We start from the raw sequence: 15,181 nt of genomic DNA, 5'->3' as shown, positions 1-15,181 counted from the left end.
TGTCGATTCAGTGACCCGTGTCGTGACGTTCGTTCTTGATCACAGGGGCCAGTCGAGGTTGCCCAGGGTCAGGAACCCTCCGCCGGGCCCGACCGTGATCCCGAACTGGTGCCTGCGGGGTTTGCCCAGGTCGTGCCAGTCGACGACGGCCTGCTCCGCGAGGTCCCAGAGCTTGCGCGGCCCGCCCTGGTCGACGTGCGTGCCGTGGTGGTGCACCCAGGAACCGTCCGGATGGGCCAGCCAGTCCTGGCCGGCGACCGCACCCGGCAGCGCGATGCCGGCGAAGAACTCGAACGGGCTGGCCGGGTCGACCACGGTCTCCAGCGGCAACGTGGTGGCCCTGCGGTCGAACGTGCCGGAGCCCGCCGGCGCGGGTGGGTGGGCGTGCGCGCGCATCGGCATGAACCGGCCGTCCTCCGCGAGCACCCTGCCCTCGCCGGTGCCGTCACCGTTCGACACGATCTGGACGAGCCCGGCACCGATGGGACGGTGCAGCGTGGTGACCACCAGACCGCCGGGCCGGGTCTGCTCCAGCCAGGCGGGCGGGATGGTCGCGACGGAGCAGGTGGCGAGCAGGCGGTCGTACGGTGCGCGCTCCGGATGGCCGAGCGCGCCGTCGCCCGTGACGCAGGTCGGGAAGAACCCGTTGCGGCGCAAGCGATCTTGAGCTCGCTGCGAGATGTTGCGGTCGACGTCGATCGTGGTCACGTTGTCCGAACCCATGGCGTGGCACAGAAGAGCCGCGTTGTAGCCCGTGCCGGTGCCGACTTCGAGGACCGTCTGTCCGGTGTGGACCTCCAGGGCCTCCAGCATGATCGCCATGATCGTGGGCATGCTCGACGAACAGGTGGGTGTGCCCCCGATCACCGTGTCGTCGCCGTCGAACTGGGTAACCCACACCCGGTCGGCGTAGACGAGTTCCAGCCAGTCCGGGTGCTTCGCGGTGACCCGTTCCCAGGCACCGCTGTGCGTCTGGCGGTAGAAGCGCGGCAGGAACTCGTGCCGTGGCACGGCCCGAAAAGCCTTGAGCCACTTGGAATCGTGCAGCACACCATCGCCGAGCAGGTGGTCCGCCAGCTCGGTGCGCAGGGCCCCGGCGTCGTCCATGTCACCTCCCACGGTATCCCTGTGGCGGAGCACACGCAGCTGTTGCTAGCAGGGTGCTTGCAATAGCTAGCACTCGTCGCTAACGTAGTTGGTGGCACGAGGAACGGGAGCGGGAACAGTGGACAAGTCCATCGACAAAGCAGTCGCGGACCTCGGCCGCAACATCGGTGAGTACATCCGCGAGCAGCGCAACACCGCCAAGATCTCCTTGCGGGAACTGGCGAAGCAGGCGGGTGTCTCCAACCCATACCTCAGCCAGATCGAGCGAGGACTGCGCAAGCCGTCCGCGGAGATCCTTCAGCAGATCGCCAAGGGCCTGCGCATCTCGGCCGAGGTGCTTTACGTCGAGGCCGGGATCCTCCAGCAACGCGAAGGCGGTGCGTTGGCGGACGCCATCGTCGCCGCGACCGATCTGACCGAGCGGCAGAAGCAGGTGCTGCTCGACGTATACGAATCTTTCAGGCGGGAGAACGCCGCCAAGAACAAGGAGGAGTGATCTCCATGCCGAAGCTCACCCAGGACGACGTTCGCAAGGCCGCCGAGCAGGGCGCCCACGCCGCACGCCAGGCGCTGCTCGCCGCGCTCGGTGCCGGTGACCTCGCCGCCAAGGCGGTCGTCGAGGCCCTCAACAAGGCCAAGGAGCGCGCGGAAGAGGCCCGCACCCAGGCCAAGGACCTGCCGACCGAGCTGGGCGACCTGCGCGACAAGCTGCAGCCGGCCGAGCTCAAGAAGCTGGTCGACGCCTACACCGCCTCCGCGGTGAACCTGTACACCTACCTCGCCGAGCAGGGCGAGCAGACGCTGGAGCAGATCAAGGCCCAGCCGCAGGTCAAGCAGGCCGTGGAGCAGGTCGAGCACGCTGTCGAGGCCGCGCAGAAGCGCGCCGAGTCCGCCGCCGCCGACGCCCGTGAGCTCGCGGACGACGTGCTCGGCAAGGTGACCCGTCGCACCCGCTCGATCGGCGAGAAGGTCGCCCACGAGGTCGAGGACGGCGCCGAGAAGCTGGCCGAGGAGATCGTCGAGGCCGGTGGCGAGGCCGCGCACGAGGTTCGCAGCACGACCCGCAAGGCCGCGAACCGCACCGCGCCGCGCAAGCCCGCGACGACGACCCGCAGCACCGGCACCACCGCCGCGGCCAAGAAGACGACGACGACCACGACGAACACCACCAAGTGAGTCGCTGAAGTCAGCTGAAAAGGGGAGCGCACCGCCCGGTGCGCTCCCCTTTTTCGCGTTCGCGGGGGAGCCGCCCGTCGGGGTCGCTCCCCTGTTCGCGCACCGGCACGTAGTCTGGGTCCGTGTTCTACGTGCCGGCATTCACCTTCGACAACCTCGACGGCATCGTGTACTTCCTCGCCGACGTGGGGTTCACCGTCCTCGGGCTGTTCGCGTTCTTCCACGCGCTGACCCAGCGCGTGGACGCGTACACGGCGGCCGAGCGCATGACCAAGCCCGCCTGGCTGGGCATCACGGGTGGTGGTGCCGCGGCGATGCTGCTGTTCGCGCCCTACAGCTTCGGGTCGATCTTCTGGCTCGCGGGTCTCGTCGCCGTGCTCGTCTACATGGTCGACGTGCGGCCGAAACTGATCGAGGTGCAGCGCGGCCCTCGTTGGTGATCACGAACTCCTACGGCTCCGGCTCGCCGGTGACCCTGGTCGCCCACGGGCTCGGCGCCACGCCCGGTGAGGCGCGGATCCCCGCCTCCGGGCTGCCTGGGACCCGCGTGGTCGTGACGCTGCCCTCGCACGGTGACGCGCCCGACGCACCGCCCGGGTACTGGGACTACGGCCGCATCGCCGCCGACCTCGCCACCGTTGCGGCTGATCACGCCGTCGGCGTTTCGCTGGGCGCCGGGGCGTTGGTGCGGCTGCTCTCGCTCGAACCTGATCGTTTCGACCGGGTCGCGCTGCTGCTCCCGGCGGTGCTGGACCAGCCGCGGCAGTCGTTCACGATGCAGCAGCTCTCGGACCTGACCGTGGGCCCGCCGATCTACGTGGCGGAACGGCGTGAGGCGCTGCGGCGACTGACCGCCGCGGCCGAGGAACTACCTGGTCAGGTCGCTGTCGAGGACGCGTCGGTGCTCGCGTCGGTGCAGATCCCGGTGCTGGTCATCGGCGCTGTCGGAGATCCGCTGCACCCCGAGGACGTGGCGAAGGCGACGGCGGCGGCGTTCCCGAACGGTGAACTCTGGCTGGTCGACTCGCCGGCCCCGATGCTGACCCACCGCGCCGAGGTACGGCACCGATTGGTCTCGTTCTTCGCCGGGTAGCCGACGTGCATGGCTGAACAGAAGAAGATCGCATTCCTGGTCGCGTCGGAAGGCATCGAACAGGTCGAGCTCACCGATCCGTGGACGCACGTCGAGAAGGCCGGCGGAGTGCCGCGGCTGCTCGCGCCGCAACTCGGTGAGGTGCGCGGCTTCAACCACCTGACGCCTGCCGACTCGTTCCCGGTCGACACGACGTACGCCGACGCGGCGGCCGACGACTACGACGGCGCGGTCATCCCCGGTGGCGTGGCGAACTCGGACTTCCTGCGCATGGACGCCGACGCCGTTCAGCTGGTCAAGGAACTCGTGGCGGCGGGCAAGCCGGTCGCGGCGATCTGCCACGGGCCGTGGTTGCTGGTCGAGGCGAACGTGGTGCGCGGCAAGATGCTGACCTCGTTCCCGAGCCTGCAGACCGACATCCGCAACGCGGGTGGCGACTGGGCCGACGAAGAGGTCCGGGTGTGCGACATGAACGGGTGGACGCTCGTGACGTCCCGCAACCCCGACGACCTGCCGGCGTTCAACCGCGAGGCCCTGAAAGCCTTCGGCCTGGACTAATGCGGGGTCTGCAGCCCCCGCATCGCTTTACAGCCGCGTCTCGGCGTAGTGCGCCATGGCATCACGAACCCACTCGGCCATGTTGTCGCCGTTGACCTCGAAGTTCACCCGGAACTCGTCCGAGTCGACGTAGAGGTCGCCGAGACCCTTGTAGGACTCGCGGTTCGGCGTCCAGCTCAGGCAGATCCAGCGGTAGTGGCGGTCGATCAGCTCCTGCGTCTGTGGAGCGTCGATCGCCGTGCCCGCGGTGAACAGGGCGCCGAGCTCCCGCGCGATGTCCTGCCACTGCTGCATGAACTGGTCCGCGTCGGCGCGCGTCCAGCTCTTGAGCTTCTGCCTGCTCTCGGCGATGTGCTCCTTGACGCCCTCGCCGTAGCGCTCGACCAGTTCGGCCTCGTGGCGCTTCTGCCTCGACGCGTCGAAGCCGTCGAACAGCTCTTCCAGTTTCACCTCGTCCCCTCCTTCCAGTTCTTCGATCGTTCGCGCGACGGTGCTGGCGAGCCGGTCCAGCCGTTCGCGTTCCTTGCGCAGCCACCGGTGGTGGTCGCGCAGGACGGTCAGCTGGTCCGTGCCGTTCAACATGTCCGCCACCACGTCGAGGCCCAGGCCCAAGTCGCGCAGCAGCAAGATCTGCTGCAGGCGGTGCACCTGTTCCTTCTCGTAGTAGCGGTAACCGTTGTCGCCGATCCAGGCCGGCGGCAGCAGCCCGATCGAGTCGTAGTGCCGCAGCGTCCTGGACGTCACCTTCGACATCCGGGCCACCTGGGCGATCGACCAGGCCATCTCGGTCCCCCTTCGCGCTCTGTTCCGACCGTAAAGGTTGACGCAACGTCAAAGTCAACGCGACTTTTCAGTGCACGCGGGGAGCTTTCGTGCGCTATGTCAGTACGAAAGGGCCCCGCGTGCGGAAAACAGGGGTGGGGTGGCGGGCTGGCAGGATGGGTGGCGTGTGGACCATCGCTGGATCGTTGGAACCCTTTCCTGTGTTGTCGCGGCTTGATTTGGTGCCTGGGCCTGTTGAGGCGGCGCTGAAGGCACTGGACGGCGTTGAGCGGGTGGCCGTCGCCGAGATCGACCCGACTCTCGCCGACACCGCCGAGTTCTGCGCGCACTACGGCTCACCGCTGACCGCCTCGGCCAACTGCGTGGTCGTCGCCGGCAAGCGCGGCGGCGAGATCCGTTATGCGGCCTGCATGGTGCTCGCGACCATGCGCGCGGACGTGAACGGCGTCATCCGCAAACGGCTCGACGCGCGCAAGGCGTCGTTCGCGCCGATGGACGAGGCTGTGGCGTTGACCGGCATGGAGTACGGCGGCATCACACCCATCGGTGTGCCCGCGGACTGGCCGATCCTGGTGTCACCCGAGGTGGCCGCCGCCCCCGAACTGGTCGTGGGCAGCGGCATCCGGGGCAGCAAGATCCTCATCCCCGGCGACGTCCTGATGAAGCTGCCGGGCGCCGAGATCCTCGACGACCTGGCGCGCTAGGGCCCTAGCAGCCAGACGCGCACAGTCGGCTGATCACCTGCTCCGGGTCGAGGTCCCACCTGATCACCCGCGGGTCAGGGCCGGACGACGTGAGGTCACCGTCGGCGTCGAACAGCACCGCGTTGACCGGCCCGGTGTGCCCGGTCAGCGTGGCGACCTGCGCACCGTCGGAGACCTGCCACAACGTGATCAGGCTGTCGTTCGCGGCCGCCGCCACGGTCGTGCCGTCCCGGCTGGCGGTGACCGCTCCGACGGCGCCTCGTCCGGTGACGAGTGTGCGCGCCTTGCCGTGCGGGCCCCACAACGCGACCTCGCCGCCCGCGTCTCCGACCACCAGCAGGTCCGAGCCAGGTACGGCGGCGATCGACTTCACCGCGGGGCCGGTGTCCCGGACGACCTCGGCCTGGTCGCCGGGCCACCGCAGCACCCGGCCGTCGGCTCCTCCCGAGACCACCAGGTCGCCGAGGAACGCCACGGTGTTGACCGGACCCGAGTGACCGGCGGGCAGCGGCCGGCCCGGTTCGGCGGACTTCAGGTCCCAGACGACGACCGCGGCGTCCACCCCGCCGGTCACCGCGCGGTCGCCGGCCACGACCAGGCTCTTGATCGCGCCTCGATGCACCTGCCACGTGCGCACGATCTGGCCGTCGGTCCGCCACGCGGTCAGCACACCGCGCACGTCGGCGGCCACGATCTCGGTCGCGGTCCGGAACGCCAGCGCGGTCACGTGCGCGGGGACGTCGATGCGCCCGATCTGCTCGCCCTCGCGGTTCCAGAACAGGATCATCCGGTCGCGCCCGCCGCTCGCCAGCACCGAACCGTCCGGGGAGAGCGCGATGCCGTCCGGCGGAGTGGTGTGACCCGTCAGTGGCGGCAGCGGCAGGCTCCAGAGGCTCACGCTCTCGTCACCGCCCGCCACGAACCAGTTGCCGTCCGGGCTGAGCGCCGCCACGTAGAACGGGTGCGTGCGGGTGATCAACCCGGTCAGCCACCCGCCTTCCGGCACCGTCCACCAGCGGATGCTGCCGTCGTCGCTGGTCGACACGACTTTGGTGTCGGTGGCGTCGAACTGCACCGAGCGCACCGCGCCGACGTGTCGGCGCAGCCCGGACGTCCTGCCGGTCGCCAGCACGCGCAGCACGACCTGGTGATCGTCGCCGCCGGACGCCAGGGTGCGGCCGTCGTGGCTCAGCGCGACCGTGCGGACCGGCGCGTCGTGATCGGTGAACGTGCGTTGGACGCCGTTCTCCACCACCAGCGTGCCGTTCGACCCACCTGCGGCGAGCACGGATCCGTTCAACGCGAGCGCGTGTACCTCGCCCAGTTGGTGTGCGACCGTGCCCGTCCGTGTCCAGTCATCGGTGCGCCACAAGGAGATCAGGCCGTCGGCTGTCGCGACGGCAGCGGTCGAACCGTTCGCCGTCAGCACGAGCACCCGTATCTCGGCGTCGAGAGAGACGGTCCGCAACGGCAGGTGCGTTCTCGTGTCCCACAAGATGATTCGCCGGTCGTCGCCAGCGGACACGAGCACGGCGCCGCCGGGCATGAACGCGAGCGCGCGCACGGAACCGTTGTGCTGCGCCAGAACAGCCGACGAACCAGCAGAAGAGGGTGATCGCAGCAGCACGGTGTGGTCATCGCCCGCGGTGGCGAACAACGAACTGTCAGCACTGAACGCGACCGCGCGAACCGGCCCGCGGTGATCTTTCAGCACGGACCGCGCGGGCTTGTAGGCCGCCGTGCTGAGCAACGCCCCGCGTGCCTCGGCGGTGGCCGACGTGCGGTAGGCGTTCACGGCGAGCTGCGCGGCGGCATCCGGCCAGGACGCGCTGAGATCCTGTGCCTGCACGGCGATCTGGCGTGATTCGGCCACCTGCTGTTCCCGCCGGGCGGTGTTGCTCTGCACGACGGCCATCGACGTCACCGCGAGGCACGCCACGGTCAACCCGGCCAGCGATTTCACCAGCGTGCGCGACCGGCGGGCCTGCCGGTCCGCCGCCTGCCTGGAGGCGTTCTCCTCGTCCACCGCCGCCTGCAGGAACTCGCGTTCCAGCTCGTTGGACGCCACCGCCCATTCGATTCGCCCGGCCAGTTCGCGCATCGCGGCGAGCCGGGCACCCCGGTAGAGCAGGCCGGGATCACGGCCGGTGGACTGCCAGGCCGCCGCCGCCGTGGTGAAGTCGCGGTGCCGCCGCAACGACTCCCGGTCGTCGTCGATCCACTGCCGCAACCGGGGCCACGCGCGTACGAGCGCTTCGTGCGCAACCTCCACAACGCCATCCGCGACGACGATCAGTCGTGCGTTCGCCAGCACGTTCACGACGTGCGCGGTGTCGGCTGGCCGGCCCGCGGCCAGCACCTCGTCGAGCGGGGCCCGGCGGCGCAGGTCGTTCACGTCGTCGTGGGTCTGCACGAGTCTCAACAGCACCGCTCGTGCGACGGCTCGTCCGCGGTTCGACAGCTCGGCGTAGGTGCTCTCGGCGGTCGCGGCGACGGCGCCGGCGACACCACCGCTCTCCCGGTAGCCGTCGAGCGTCAGCCGGCCGCGGTCGCGTCTTCGCCACGTTTCCAGCAGCGCGTGCGACAACAACGGCAGCGCGCCCGACTGTCCTCGCACGTCGGCCATCACGGCGGCGAGCATGTCCGGCTGCACCTTCAACCCGGCTCGCATCGCCGGTAGCTCGACTGCGGCCCGCAACTCCTCGTCGGTCATCGGCCCGACCAGCACCTGGGCGTCGCGCAACGCGTCCACCAGCGCGGGAATCGTGGCGCAGTGACCGAGAAAATCCGCCCGTACGGCCAGAAACACCCGTTTGTCGCCATCGAGCAGTGACGCGACGAACGCTTCCCGATCGACCGCGCTGTCGAAGTGGGTGAACAACTCCTCGAACTGGTCGATCACCACGAGATCGGCCTTGCCGCCGCGCCAGGTCGTCGGCGTCGCGGTGAGCACCGTCCAGTCCGTCAGCGCGGGCAGCACCCCGGCGTGGATCAACGAGGACTTGCCAGACCCGGACGGCCCGAACACACCGACGACGCGCTGTCTTCGGATGCGGCCGGTGAGGTCGGCGGCGAGGTGGTCCCGTCCGAAGAACCGGTCGGCGTCGCCGATCCCGAACGCCGCCAGCCCGAGGTACGGAGTCGAGTCGTCCTGCCCCTTGGCGGCCTCACGCCAACGCTGCTCCCATTGGCCCACATCGCCTTCGCATGCCTGGACGTACGCGAGCGCGACCGCCAGCGACGGCAGCTGCTCGCCCGCGGCGGCCTGCGACAGCGCGGTGGCGGAGTAGTGCGCGCGTTGGGCGAGCGTTCGGTAGTTCGGTGAGCCCGCCTTCTCCCGCAGCTGCCGCAGCTCCCACGCGAACCGCTGGACCGGGCCTTCCTCGGGATTGATCGGCCGCTCTCGTCTACCCACTCGAACTCCAGTTGATCTGAGTTGATTGATCAGCGCCTGCGCCACTGCCTGATCAACTCAACTCGCTCTAAACCTGATGACGCAACGAAATCAGGGCTGAGCAGGAGTGACGATGACCAGACGCTGGTACGTGGCGTTACTAGTAGCTTCACTGGCCTTGCCGGGTGTCGCGTTGCACGCGCAGGCCCAAGATGCGGCAGACGACCTAATCCACAGCCGTCCAACGGGTGCATTCGCATTGACGCCCGACTGGAGCTTGGAGCCGTACGCGGAGAAGCTGCAGACCGCCGTCGGCACCACGACGTCGGTCGCCGCCCTGTTGCGTGACGCGAACCGGGACATCGCGTCCTGCAACACCGCGCAGCAGCAGGCGCTCCCGGAGAACTACGACCGAACGGACTACCCGCTGTCGTCCGGCCAGATCCTGCACAGCAGCGAGAAGTTCTGCTGGGACCCCGGCGACAGCAAGGTCGCCTACTGGATCCCGCAGGGCATCACCGGCTCGGCGGACGCGGACAAGGACGGCCTCTGGGGCGAGAACCGAGTGCTGCTCGTGAGTTGGTACTACGACCTGTCGGCGCCGAACAAGGGCGTGCGGATCTCGTTCGTCGACATGAAGAACCGCAAGTACCGGCACGCGCTGCTGGTCGAGCCGACGAAGACGACGACCCCGGACTACCAGGCCGTCCCGATCCACGCCGGCGGGATCGCCTGGCTGAACAACTACCTGTACGTGGCCGACACCAAGGTCGGTCTGCGGGTGTTCGACCTGAACCGCCTCCTCGAGGTGTCCGACGCGCAGGACAGCATCGGCAAGAGCGGCAGCACCTACTACGCCCACAACTACAAGTACGTGCTGCCCCAGGTCGCCACCTACCGGCAGCCCGAGTACTCCACCCCCGGAGCCTGCGTGCCCAGCGCCACGTGGATGTGCTTCTCGTCGTTGTCGCTCGACCGCAGCACGACCCCGGACACGCTCGTCGTCGGCGAATACCGCGACGGCCGCAGCACCAACGCCGCGGTCGACGGCGGCCGCGTGGCCAGGTACCAGGTCGACGCCTCGACCCGGAAGCCCGTGCTGACGAACGGCAAGGCCGTCCCGCAGGACGTGGTGACCATGCCGCGCAGCAACATCCAGGGCGTCCAGACCTGGGAGAACAACTACTACCTCGGCCGCAGCTCGAGCCGGAGCCACAGCTGGATGTACTCCGGTTCGGTCGGTGACACCACGAAAACCCACAGCTGGGCCATCGGCGGCGAGGACCTCTACCACGAGCACGGCGCGAACGAGACCGCCGGAAAGCTCTGGACCGTCGCCGAGCACGCCTGGTCCCTGGACGGCGGCACCTTCATCGACCGGCGCGCGATCTTCGCCGTTCCGCTCAGCTCGATCGGCTGAGCCCACTCACGTCCGTCTCGTTCGAGCCGGAAAACCCGCTACGGAAGGGAATTTCCCATGCGCAAGGCAATTGTGGCCTTCTCGATGGCCTCCGCCGCCGCCATCAGCATCATGGTGCCCGGCACCGCGCTGGCCATCGACCACGAGCTCGACTACGGGACCAAGGGCGGCACGCCGCCGGGAGCCGCCGTGTGCACTGACGCGAAGGAAGACGTCAGGGTTTGCTACGAGCGCGGCGGCGACAAGTGGTGGGTGCAGGACCGCAAGTCGGACGGCAAGTCGGCCATCGTGGAGTGGGCGAACTACCGCAACGGTTCCCTGTACCGCTACGGCCGCTGCGTCAACAGCCACGAGGCCGGCTCCTGGGCGTCGTGCAACAAGAACTACTACGAGGACAGCACCCTGTTCGGCTACCAGGGCGTCTGGAACCGCAGCGCCGGATCCACGACCGAGCTCTACACGACGGAGTGGAAGTTCCAGTGAGCCGGTGCCACGCCCCTAAGCCTGGTATTTGACGAGTAGCTCGACCGCCTCGTCGATGTCATCGGTGACGAGGATCCACTGCTCCGCCTCCCGGCCCGCCGCCAGCTTCTGCACCAGCGGCGCGGCCGGGACCTCGTCGGTCCAGAAGTCCTTGCCCAGGAACACCATGGGCGCGGCCGGGCCGACGCTGCCGTAGTAGTTCTGCGTGAAGTCCTGGAAGACCTCCTGGACCGTGCCCGCCTTGCCCGGCGTGTAGACGATGCCGCCGGTCGCGACGGTCAGCAGGCCTTCCTCGCGCACCGAGTTGGCGAAGTACTTCGCGTGCAGTTCGCAGGCGGGGTTGGGCGGCTCGTGGCCGTAGAACCAGGTCGGGATGCCGATCGTGCGCGGCTTCGCGAAGCTGGGGACCTCCGGGAACGCGGCCAGCCACCGGCCGATCGACTCGTCGTCGTGGCCGAACGACGGCGCCTGCGCGACGGCGTTCAGGACGTCCTTGTCGGCCTCGCCGAGCCGGACGCCCAGCGGCACCGCCTCCATCGCGCCGGGGCCGCCGCCTGTCAGCACCGTGAAACCGGATCTGCCCAGCGCTGCACCGAGTTCGACGGCGTTGCGGTAGCCGTCCGAGCCGCGAGCCAGCGCGTGGCCGCCCATGACCGCGACCGGCGAGCCCGTCAGCGTCTCGTCCAGCGCCTCGGTGATCGAGTGGTCGTGCAGGCGTTCTGCCAGTGCGTGCAGCGGATCGGGGTGGTGGCCCTGCTGCTTGCTGTGCTTGTAGATCACCGCGTCCGGGGTGTCCGCGTACGACTTCGGGTTCGCCGGGTCGAAGCCCGTGAACAACTCCTCCGGCGTGTAGAGCTTCGACCGGTACACGTCGTACGGCAGGTCCGGGATGACCGGGAAGATCAACGCGCCCGCGGCGTCGGCCCGTCGCTGCATCGTCTCGCTCAGGGTGCAGCCCAGCAGCAGCGCACCGTCGATCGGCACCCGCACGTCCTCGCGGGTGAGGTCCAGTCCGATGATGACGGCTTTGCGCAGGTCAGGCTCTGCCCGCAGTTGGTCGAGGTCGGTGATTTCGATCCGCACGGGAAAAAGCCTATGCCTCGGGCGAACCAAGGGGTCGTGGAATCCGAATGAGTAGTGGGAACTCAGGTCCGCTCGTCGTCCCGTCGAGCGGCCTCGGGCCGCGCTGCCCAGGAAAGGTTCCCCGCAATGGCTACCGAACAGCTGACCGGATGCGCTGCCCGTGGCGCCCGAGTGGTAGATCCCCACCGCGTCGAGTACCTGGACTGCGGCGGCTACGGAGTTCCCCTGCTAGGCCACGCCCACCCCGCCGTGGTGCAGGCCGTGGTCGGCCAGGTGCGCCGGCCGTCACTGCTGGACCGCCTGATGCTCGACCTGGTCACGCCCAACGGCCTCGACCACGTGCACACCTTCCCGTCGGCCTCCGAAGCCGCCCAGTTCGCCGTTGCCCTCGCACAGGCCAATGGCCGCCCGCGAGTGTTGACCACCGGTGACGTCCCGTACGGCGGCATCGACTCATTGCGCGCCGTCCTCGCGTCCGGCCCGCCCGCCTGCGTGCTCGTCGAACCGGTCCGCGGCGTCTCGTGCCCGCCTGACGGCTACCTGACCGCGATCGCCGAGGTGTGCCGCGAGCACGACGCCCTGCTGATCGTCGACGAAACCCGCACCGGCCTGGGCCGCCTCGGCGTGTGGTGGGGCTCCGACCTCGACGGCGTGACCCCGGACATCCTGCTGGTCGGCGAGGGCCTCTCCGGCGGCGTGCTGCCGATCGCCGCCGTCGTGGCCACGGCCGCCGTCGAAGTGCCGCTGTGGCGCGGCTCCGACGACGTGTCGCCGCTGGCCTCGGCCGCCGTCAACGCCTGCCTGCGCGTCACCGCCGCCGAGGGGCTGGTCGAACGCGCCAAGCTGCTGGGCGACGAACTCCTGCTCGGGCTCAGGGCCGTCGTCGCGGGCAAGGCCCACGCGTCCGGCCGCGGCCTGCTCCTGGGCGTCGAACTGCCGGACAAGCGCGCCGCCGACATCTTCACCGGCGAACTGCTGCGCCTGCGCGTGCTCGCCGACTTCCGCGGCCGCACGGTGAGCTTCACCCCGCCCGCCGTGATGTCGGCCGCGGACGCCGGGTGGCTGGTCGAGGCCGTGGGCAGGGCCGCGAACAAGATCTGACGTTCACCCGGCACTCACCGCGCGCCCCTGCCAAGATCCTCGGCGGGGGCGCGCGATGCTCAGACTTCTACCGATTCTCCTGCTGTTGACCGGGTGCAGCGTGCTCGAAGGCTTCAACGAGGACGTCAACACGATCGGCAGGCAGATCGTCGCCGAGTGGAAACAACGCCAGGACGTCGCCGCCGCGCAGTTCGAGTACCGCCACGGCCTCGACCTGGGCGAGAGCATGACGGTCGAGGCGCTCGTGCACGCGGACAAGATCACCGACACCACCGTCGACGACCTGGTGGAGATCGCGAAACGCGACTACTGGCGCGGCACCTGGCGGAGCGTCTCGACCAGCTACCTCGTCTACTCCACCGACGATCCGCCCTACGCCGACAAGCGGGGAGAGGCCAAGCCCATCGCCCACGGCAAGATCACCTTCGACGGCGACCCGGCGCACAGCTACGGACCCCGACCGACGCAGCCGAGCAAATGAGGCGCCTCGCGCTCCTGGCGCTGCTGCCCCTCACCGCGTGCGGCACGTCCGACGACACCGTCGAGGACCTGGGGGATCGCATCGAGTCCGACCTGAAGGCGAACGAGGGCGTCACCGCGGTCGAGGTGAAGTACACGACCGGCATGGACTACAGGCAGTACCTCACCGTGACCGCGACCGTGCCCGACCGCGCAAAGGCCGATGAGGCCATGGAGATCATCCGGCGCGACTACTGGACCGGCACCGGGCGCCGGGTGGACTTCCGGATCGCGTTCAGGTCACCGGCCGGCGCTGAGGTGCTGAGCAGCGACGACGTCAGGTTCGAGCTCGGTGACGTCGTCGAGATGGAGCGCGATTACGGGCCGCGCTCGGAGGCCGGCGAGCTCGAACCCGGCCGCTGAGCAGTTCCGCTCATCTTGCCCGGTTCGCTGTGCAAGCTCTCTCCTCGTCATGGTTTGCTCACCGCGAGTGAACGGGGGCTAGGAGATGTACGGCAATCCGGACGAGCTGGACCGCATCGCTGGCGAGATCGAGAAGCGCCGAGCTCCAGCGCAACGCCGCAGCCTTCCGCCGCAACCTCGAATCCGCCGGCACGACCGTGACGACCGAGGACAAGTCCATCACCGTCACGGTCGCCTCGAACGGTGCGCTGCTCGACCTGAAGATCGAGGGCAACACCGACCTGGCGACCAAGATCGTCGCCCTCAGGAGGATCGCCCGCGAGCAGGCCGCGGCGAACGTGCTCGGCGAGTTCCGCCAGGTCGTCGGCAGTCACGCGAACGAGCTGGACACCGACATCTCGGTTCCCGCTCCGCCGGTACCCGAGCAGCCGAGGAAGACCGAACAGTCCGAAGAGGACTTCAGCGAGAAAACGGTCTACCGCAAGGAGAGCTGGTAGCTCAGAAGATCACCGTCTGGTTGCCGTGCACCAGCACGCGGTCCTCCAGGTGCCACCGCAACCCGCGCGCCAGCACCACCTTCTCGATGTCCCGCCCCTTGCGCACCATGTCCGCGACCGAGTCGCCGTGCTGCACGCGCAGGACGTCCTGCTCGATGATCGGCCCCGCGTCCAGGTCCGCCGTGACGTAGTGGCACGTGGCGCCGACGAGCTTCACGCCGCGGCGGTGGGCCTGGTGGTAGGGGCGGGCGCCGATGAACGACGGCAGGAAGCTGTGGTGGATGTTGATCGTGCGGCCGGTCCAGGCCGCGCACAGCTCGGGCGGCAGGATCTGCATGAAGCGGGCCAGCACCACGGCATGCGGGTCGTGCTTCTCCACCAGGACCCGGAGCTGGGCGAACGCCGCCTGCTTGCCCTCGGGGTCGTTGGCGGGGAACGGCACGTGGTGGAACGGGATGCCGTGGGCGCGGGTGATGTCGCCGAGCTCCGGGTGGTTGCCGATGACCGCGGACACCTCGACGTCGAGCTCGCCGGTCGCGACGCGGGCCAGCAGGTCGTAGAGACAGTGGCCTTCCTTCGAGACCAGGATCACCACGCGCTTGCGGGAGCCCGTGTCGGTCACCGTCCACGTCGACTGCGCGCCCAGCGACGCGGCCACCTCGCCGAACTGCGCGCGCAGCTCGTCCACGCCGAACGGCAGGGAGTCCGCGCGGACCTCCTGGCGCGTGAAGAACCAGCCCGTCTCCGGGTCGGTGTGGTACGCGGCCTCGACGATCCAGCCGCCGTTGTCCGCGAGGAACGACGAGATCCTCGCGATGATGCCGGTGCGGTCCGGGCAGCCGAAGGTGATCACATAGCGACGCTCAGGCGATGACACGCCCCCAGAGTATTCGCTGCGCT

The 15,181-nt window shown here is 69.1% G+C and carries 17 protein-coding genes; 12 read left to right on the top strand and 5 right to left on the bottom strand.

Annotated elements, in window-relative coordinates; all coding sequences use genetic code 11:
- Positions 1 to 39: 39 nt before the first annotated feature.
- Positions 40 to 1,107, bottom strand: a complete 1,068-nt coding sequence (locus B0F77_RS25250; protein WP_086665460.1) for a methyltransferase domain-containing protein — start codon at positions 1,105 to 1,107, stop codon at positions 40 to 42.
- A 118-nt stretch (positions 1,108 to 1,225) separates the two neighbouring features.
- Between B0F77_RS25250 and B0F77_RS25245 the strand changes: the two genes are divergently transcribed.
- The 5 genes from B0F77_RS25245 (at position 1,226) to B0F77_RS25225 (ending at position 3,934) form a co-directional block, all read left to right on the top strand.
- Positions 1,226 to 1,603, top strand: coding sequence for a helix-turn-helix domain-containing protein (locus tag B0F77_RS25245; RefSeq protein WP_169730979.1), 378 nt, complete (start codon positions 1,226 to 1,228; stop codon positions 1,601 to 1,603).
- A gap of 5 nt (positions 1,604 to 1,608) precedes the next feature.
- Positions 1,609 to 2,283, top strand: coding sequence for a hypothetical protein (locus B0F77_RS25240; protein ID WP_143466899.1), 675 nt, complete (start codon positions 1,609 to 1,611; stop codon positions 2,281 to 2,283).
- Positions 2,284 to 2,447: 164 nt separating this feature from the next.
- Positions 2,448 to 2,723: a DUF2516 family protein gene (locus B0F77_RS25235; RefSeq protein ID WP_086665576.1), complete on the top strand. Its 276-nt coding sequence runs from the start codon at positions 2,448 to 2,450 to the stop codon at positions 2,721 to 2,723.
- A complete protein-coding gene (locus B0F77_RS25230; RefSeq protein WP_086665458.1) occupies positions 2,720 to 3,376 on the top strand; it encodes an alpha/beta fold hydrolase in 657 nt (218 codons plus the stop codon). Before B0F77_RS25235 ends, B0F77_RS25230 begins: the two co-directional genes overlap by 4 nt.
- A 9-nt stretch (positions 3,377 to 3,385) precedes the next feature.
- Positions 3,386 to 3,934, top strand: a complete 549-nt coding sequence (locus B0F77_RS25225; RefSeq protein WP_086665457.1) for a DJ-1/PfpI/YhbO family deglycase/protease — start codon at positions 3,386 to 3,388, stop codon at positions 3,932 to 3,934.
- Between the two features lie 27 nt (positions 3,935 to 3,961).
- Here B0F77_RS25225 and B0F77_RS25220 read toward each other — a convergent pair whose 3' ends face one another.
- Positions 3,962 to 4,717: a MerR family transcriptional regulator gene (locus B0F77_RS25220; protein WP_086665456.1), complete on the bottom strand. Its 756-nt coding sequence runs from the start codon at positions 4,715 to 4,717 to the stop codon at positions 3,962 to 3,964.
- 155 nt (positions 4,718 to 4,872) lie between these two features.
- Between B0F77_RS25220 and B0F77_RS25215 the strand changes: the two genes are divergently transcribed.
- Positions 4,873 to 5,421 (top strand): YbaK/EbsC family protein, encoded by a 549-nt coding sequence (locus tag B0F77_RS25215; protein ID WP_086665455.1) that lies wholly within the window; start codon positions 4,873 to 4,875, stop codon positions 5,419 to 5,421.
- Between the two features lie 4 nt (positions 5,422 to 5,425).
- On the opposite strand, the gene B0F77_RS25210 is transcribed toward B0F77_RS25215, so the two are convergent.
- Positions 5,426 to 8,836 carry a WD40 repeat domain-containing protein gene (locus tag B0F77_RS25210; protein ID WP_086665454.1) on the bottom strand — a complete coding sequence of 1,137 codons (3,411 nt, stop codon included), beginning with the start codon at positions 8,834 to 8,836 and terminating at the stop codon, positions 5,426 to 5,428.
- A gap of 238 nt (positions 8,837 to 9,074) precedes the next feature.
- Between B0F77_RS25210 and B0F77_RS25205 the strand changes: the two genes are divergently transcribed.
- Positions 9,075 to 10,235: a hypothetical protein gene (locus tag B0F77_RS25205; RefSeq protein ID WP_086665453.1), complete on the top strand. Its 1,161-nt coding sequence runs from the start codon at positions 9,075 to 9,077 to the stop codon at positions 10,233 to 10,235.
- A 57-nt stretch (positions 10,236 to 10,292) separates the two neighbouring features.
- Positions 10,293 to 10,718, top strand: a complete 426-nt coding sequence (locus B0F77_RS25200; protein ID WP_245848604.1) for a hypothetical protein — start codon at positions 10,293 to 10,295, stop codon at positions 10,716 to 10,718.
- Between the two features lie 15 nt (positions 10,719 to 10,733).
- Here B0F77_RS25200 and B0F77_RS25195 read toward each other — a convergent pair whose 3' ends face one another.
- Positions 10,734 to 11,801 (bottom strand): LOG family protein, encoded by a 1,068-nt coding sequence (locus B0F77_RS25195; RefSeq protein WP_086665452.1) that lies wholly within the window; start codon positions 11,799 to 11,801, stop codon positions 10,734 to 10,736.
- A gap of 126 nt (positions 11,802 to 11,927) precedes the next feature.
- Between B0F77_RS25195 and B0F77_RS25190 the strand changes: the two genes are divergently transcribed.
- The 4 genes from B0F77_RS25190 to B0F77_RS25175 all read left to right on the top strand — a co-directional run bounded on the left by B0F77_RS25190 (position 11,928) and on the right by B0F77_RS25175 (position 14,281).
- Positions 11,928 to 12,902: an aminotransferase class III-fold pyridoxal phosphate-dependent enzyme gene (locus tag B0F77_RS25190; protein ID WP_086665451.1), complete on the top strand. Its 975-nt coding sequence runs from the start codon at positions 11,928 to 11,930 to the stop codon at positions 12,900 to 12,902.
- Positions 12,903 to 12,957: 55 nt separating this feature from the next.
- Positions 12,958 to 13,383, top strand: coding sequence for a hypothetical protein (locus B0F77_RS25185; protein ID WP_143466898.1), 426 nt, complete (start codon positions 12,958 to 12,960; stop codon positions 13,381 to 13,383).
- The gene (locus B0F77_RS25180) at positions 13,380 to 13,784 is read left to right on the top strand and encodes a hypothetical protein (RefSeq protein ID WP_086665449.1); all 405 of its coding nucleotides are present in this window, start codon (positions 13,380 to 13,382) and stop codon (positions 13,782 to 13,784) included. Before B0F77_RS25185 ends, B0F77_RS25180 begins: the two co-directional genes overlap by 4 nt.
- 197 nt (positions 13,785 to 13,981) lie before the next feature.
- Positions 13,982 to 14,281 carry a hypothetical protein gene (locus B0F77_RS25175; RefSeq protein WP_086665448.1) on the top strand — a complete coding sequence of 100 codons (300 nt, stop codon included), beginning with the start codon at positions 13,982 to 13,984 and terminating at the stop codon, positions 14,279 to 14,281.
- A gap of 1 nt (position 14,282) precedes the next feature.
- Here B0F77_RS25175 and purU read toward each other — a convergent pair whose 3' ends face one another.
- Positions 14,283 to 15,158, bottom strand: a complete 876-nt coding sequence (purU, locus tag B0F77_RS25170) for a formyltetrahydrofolate deformylase (RefSeq protein WP_086665447.1) — start codon at positions 15,156 to 15,158, stop codon at positions 14,283 to 14,285.
- Between the last annotated feature and the right edge of the window lie 23 nt (positions 15,159 to 15,181).

This window comes from Lentzea kentuckyensis, from assembly GCF_002150765.1.
Taxonomy (GTDB): Bacteria; Actinomycetota; Actinomycetes; order Mycobacteriales; family Pseudonocardiaceae; genus Lentzea; species Lentzea kentuckyensis.
Note: the sequence above shows the minus strand (reverse complement) of the source record. Positions and strands in the feature narration are given on the sequence as shown.

Bases quoted from the DNA above. Each gene is read 5' to 3' on its own strand.
- B0F77_RS25250 (WP_086665460.1), bottom strand. From the start codon at position 1,107: ATGGACGACGCCGGGGCCCTGCGCACCGAGCTGGCGGACCACCTGCTC.
- B0F77_RS25240 (WP_143466899.1), top strand. From the start codon at position 1,609: ATGCCGAAGCTCACCCAGGACGACGTTCGCAAGGCCGCCGAGCAGGGC.
- B0F77_RS25225 (WP_086665457.1), top strand. From the start codon at position 3,386: ATGGCTGAACAGAAGAAGATCGCATTCCTGGTCGCGTCGGAAGGCATC.
- B0F77_RS25220 (WP_086665456.1), bottom strand. From the start codon at position 4,717: ATGGCCTGGTCGATCGCCCAGGTGGCCCGGATGTCGAAGGTGACGTCC.
- B0F77_RS25215 (WP_086665455.1), top strand. From the start codon at position 4,873: ATGGGTGGCGTGTGGACCATCGCTGGATCGTTGGAACCCTTTCCTGTG.
- B0F77_RS25200 (WP_245848604.1), top strand. From the start codon at position 10,293: ATGCGCAAGGCAATTGTGGCCTTCTCGATGGCCTCCGCCGCCGCCATC.
- B0F77_RS25190 (WP_086665451.1), top strand. From the start codon at position 11,928: ATGGCTACCGAACAGCTGACCGGATGCGCTGCCCGTGGCGCCCGAGTG.
- B0F77_RS25185 (WP_143466898.1), top strand. From the start codon at position 12,958: ATGCTCAGACTTCTACCGATTCTCCTGCTGTTGACCGGGTGCAGCGTG.
- B0F77_RS25180 (WP_086665449.1), top strand. From the start codon at position 13,380: ATGAGGCGCCTCGCGCTCCTGGCGCTGCTGCCCCTCACCGCGTGCGGC.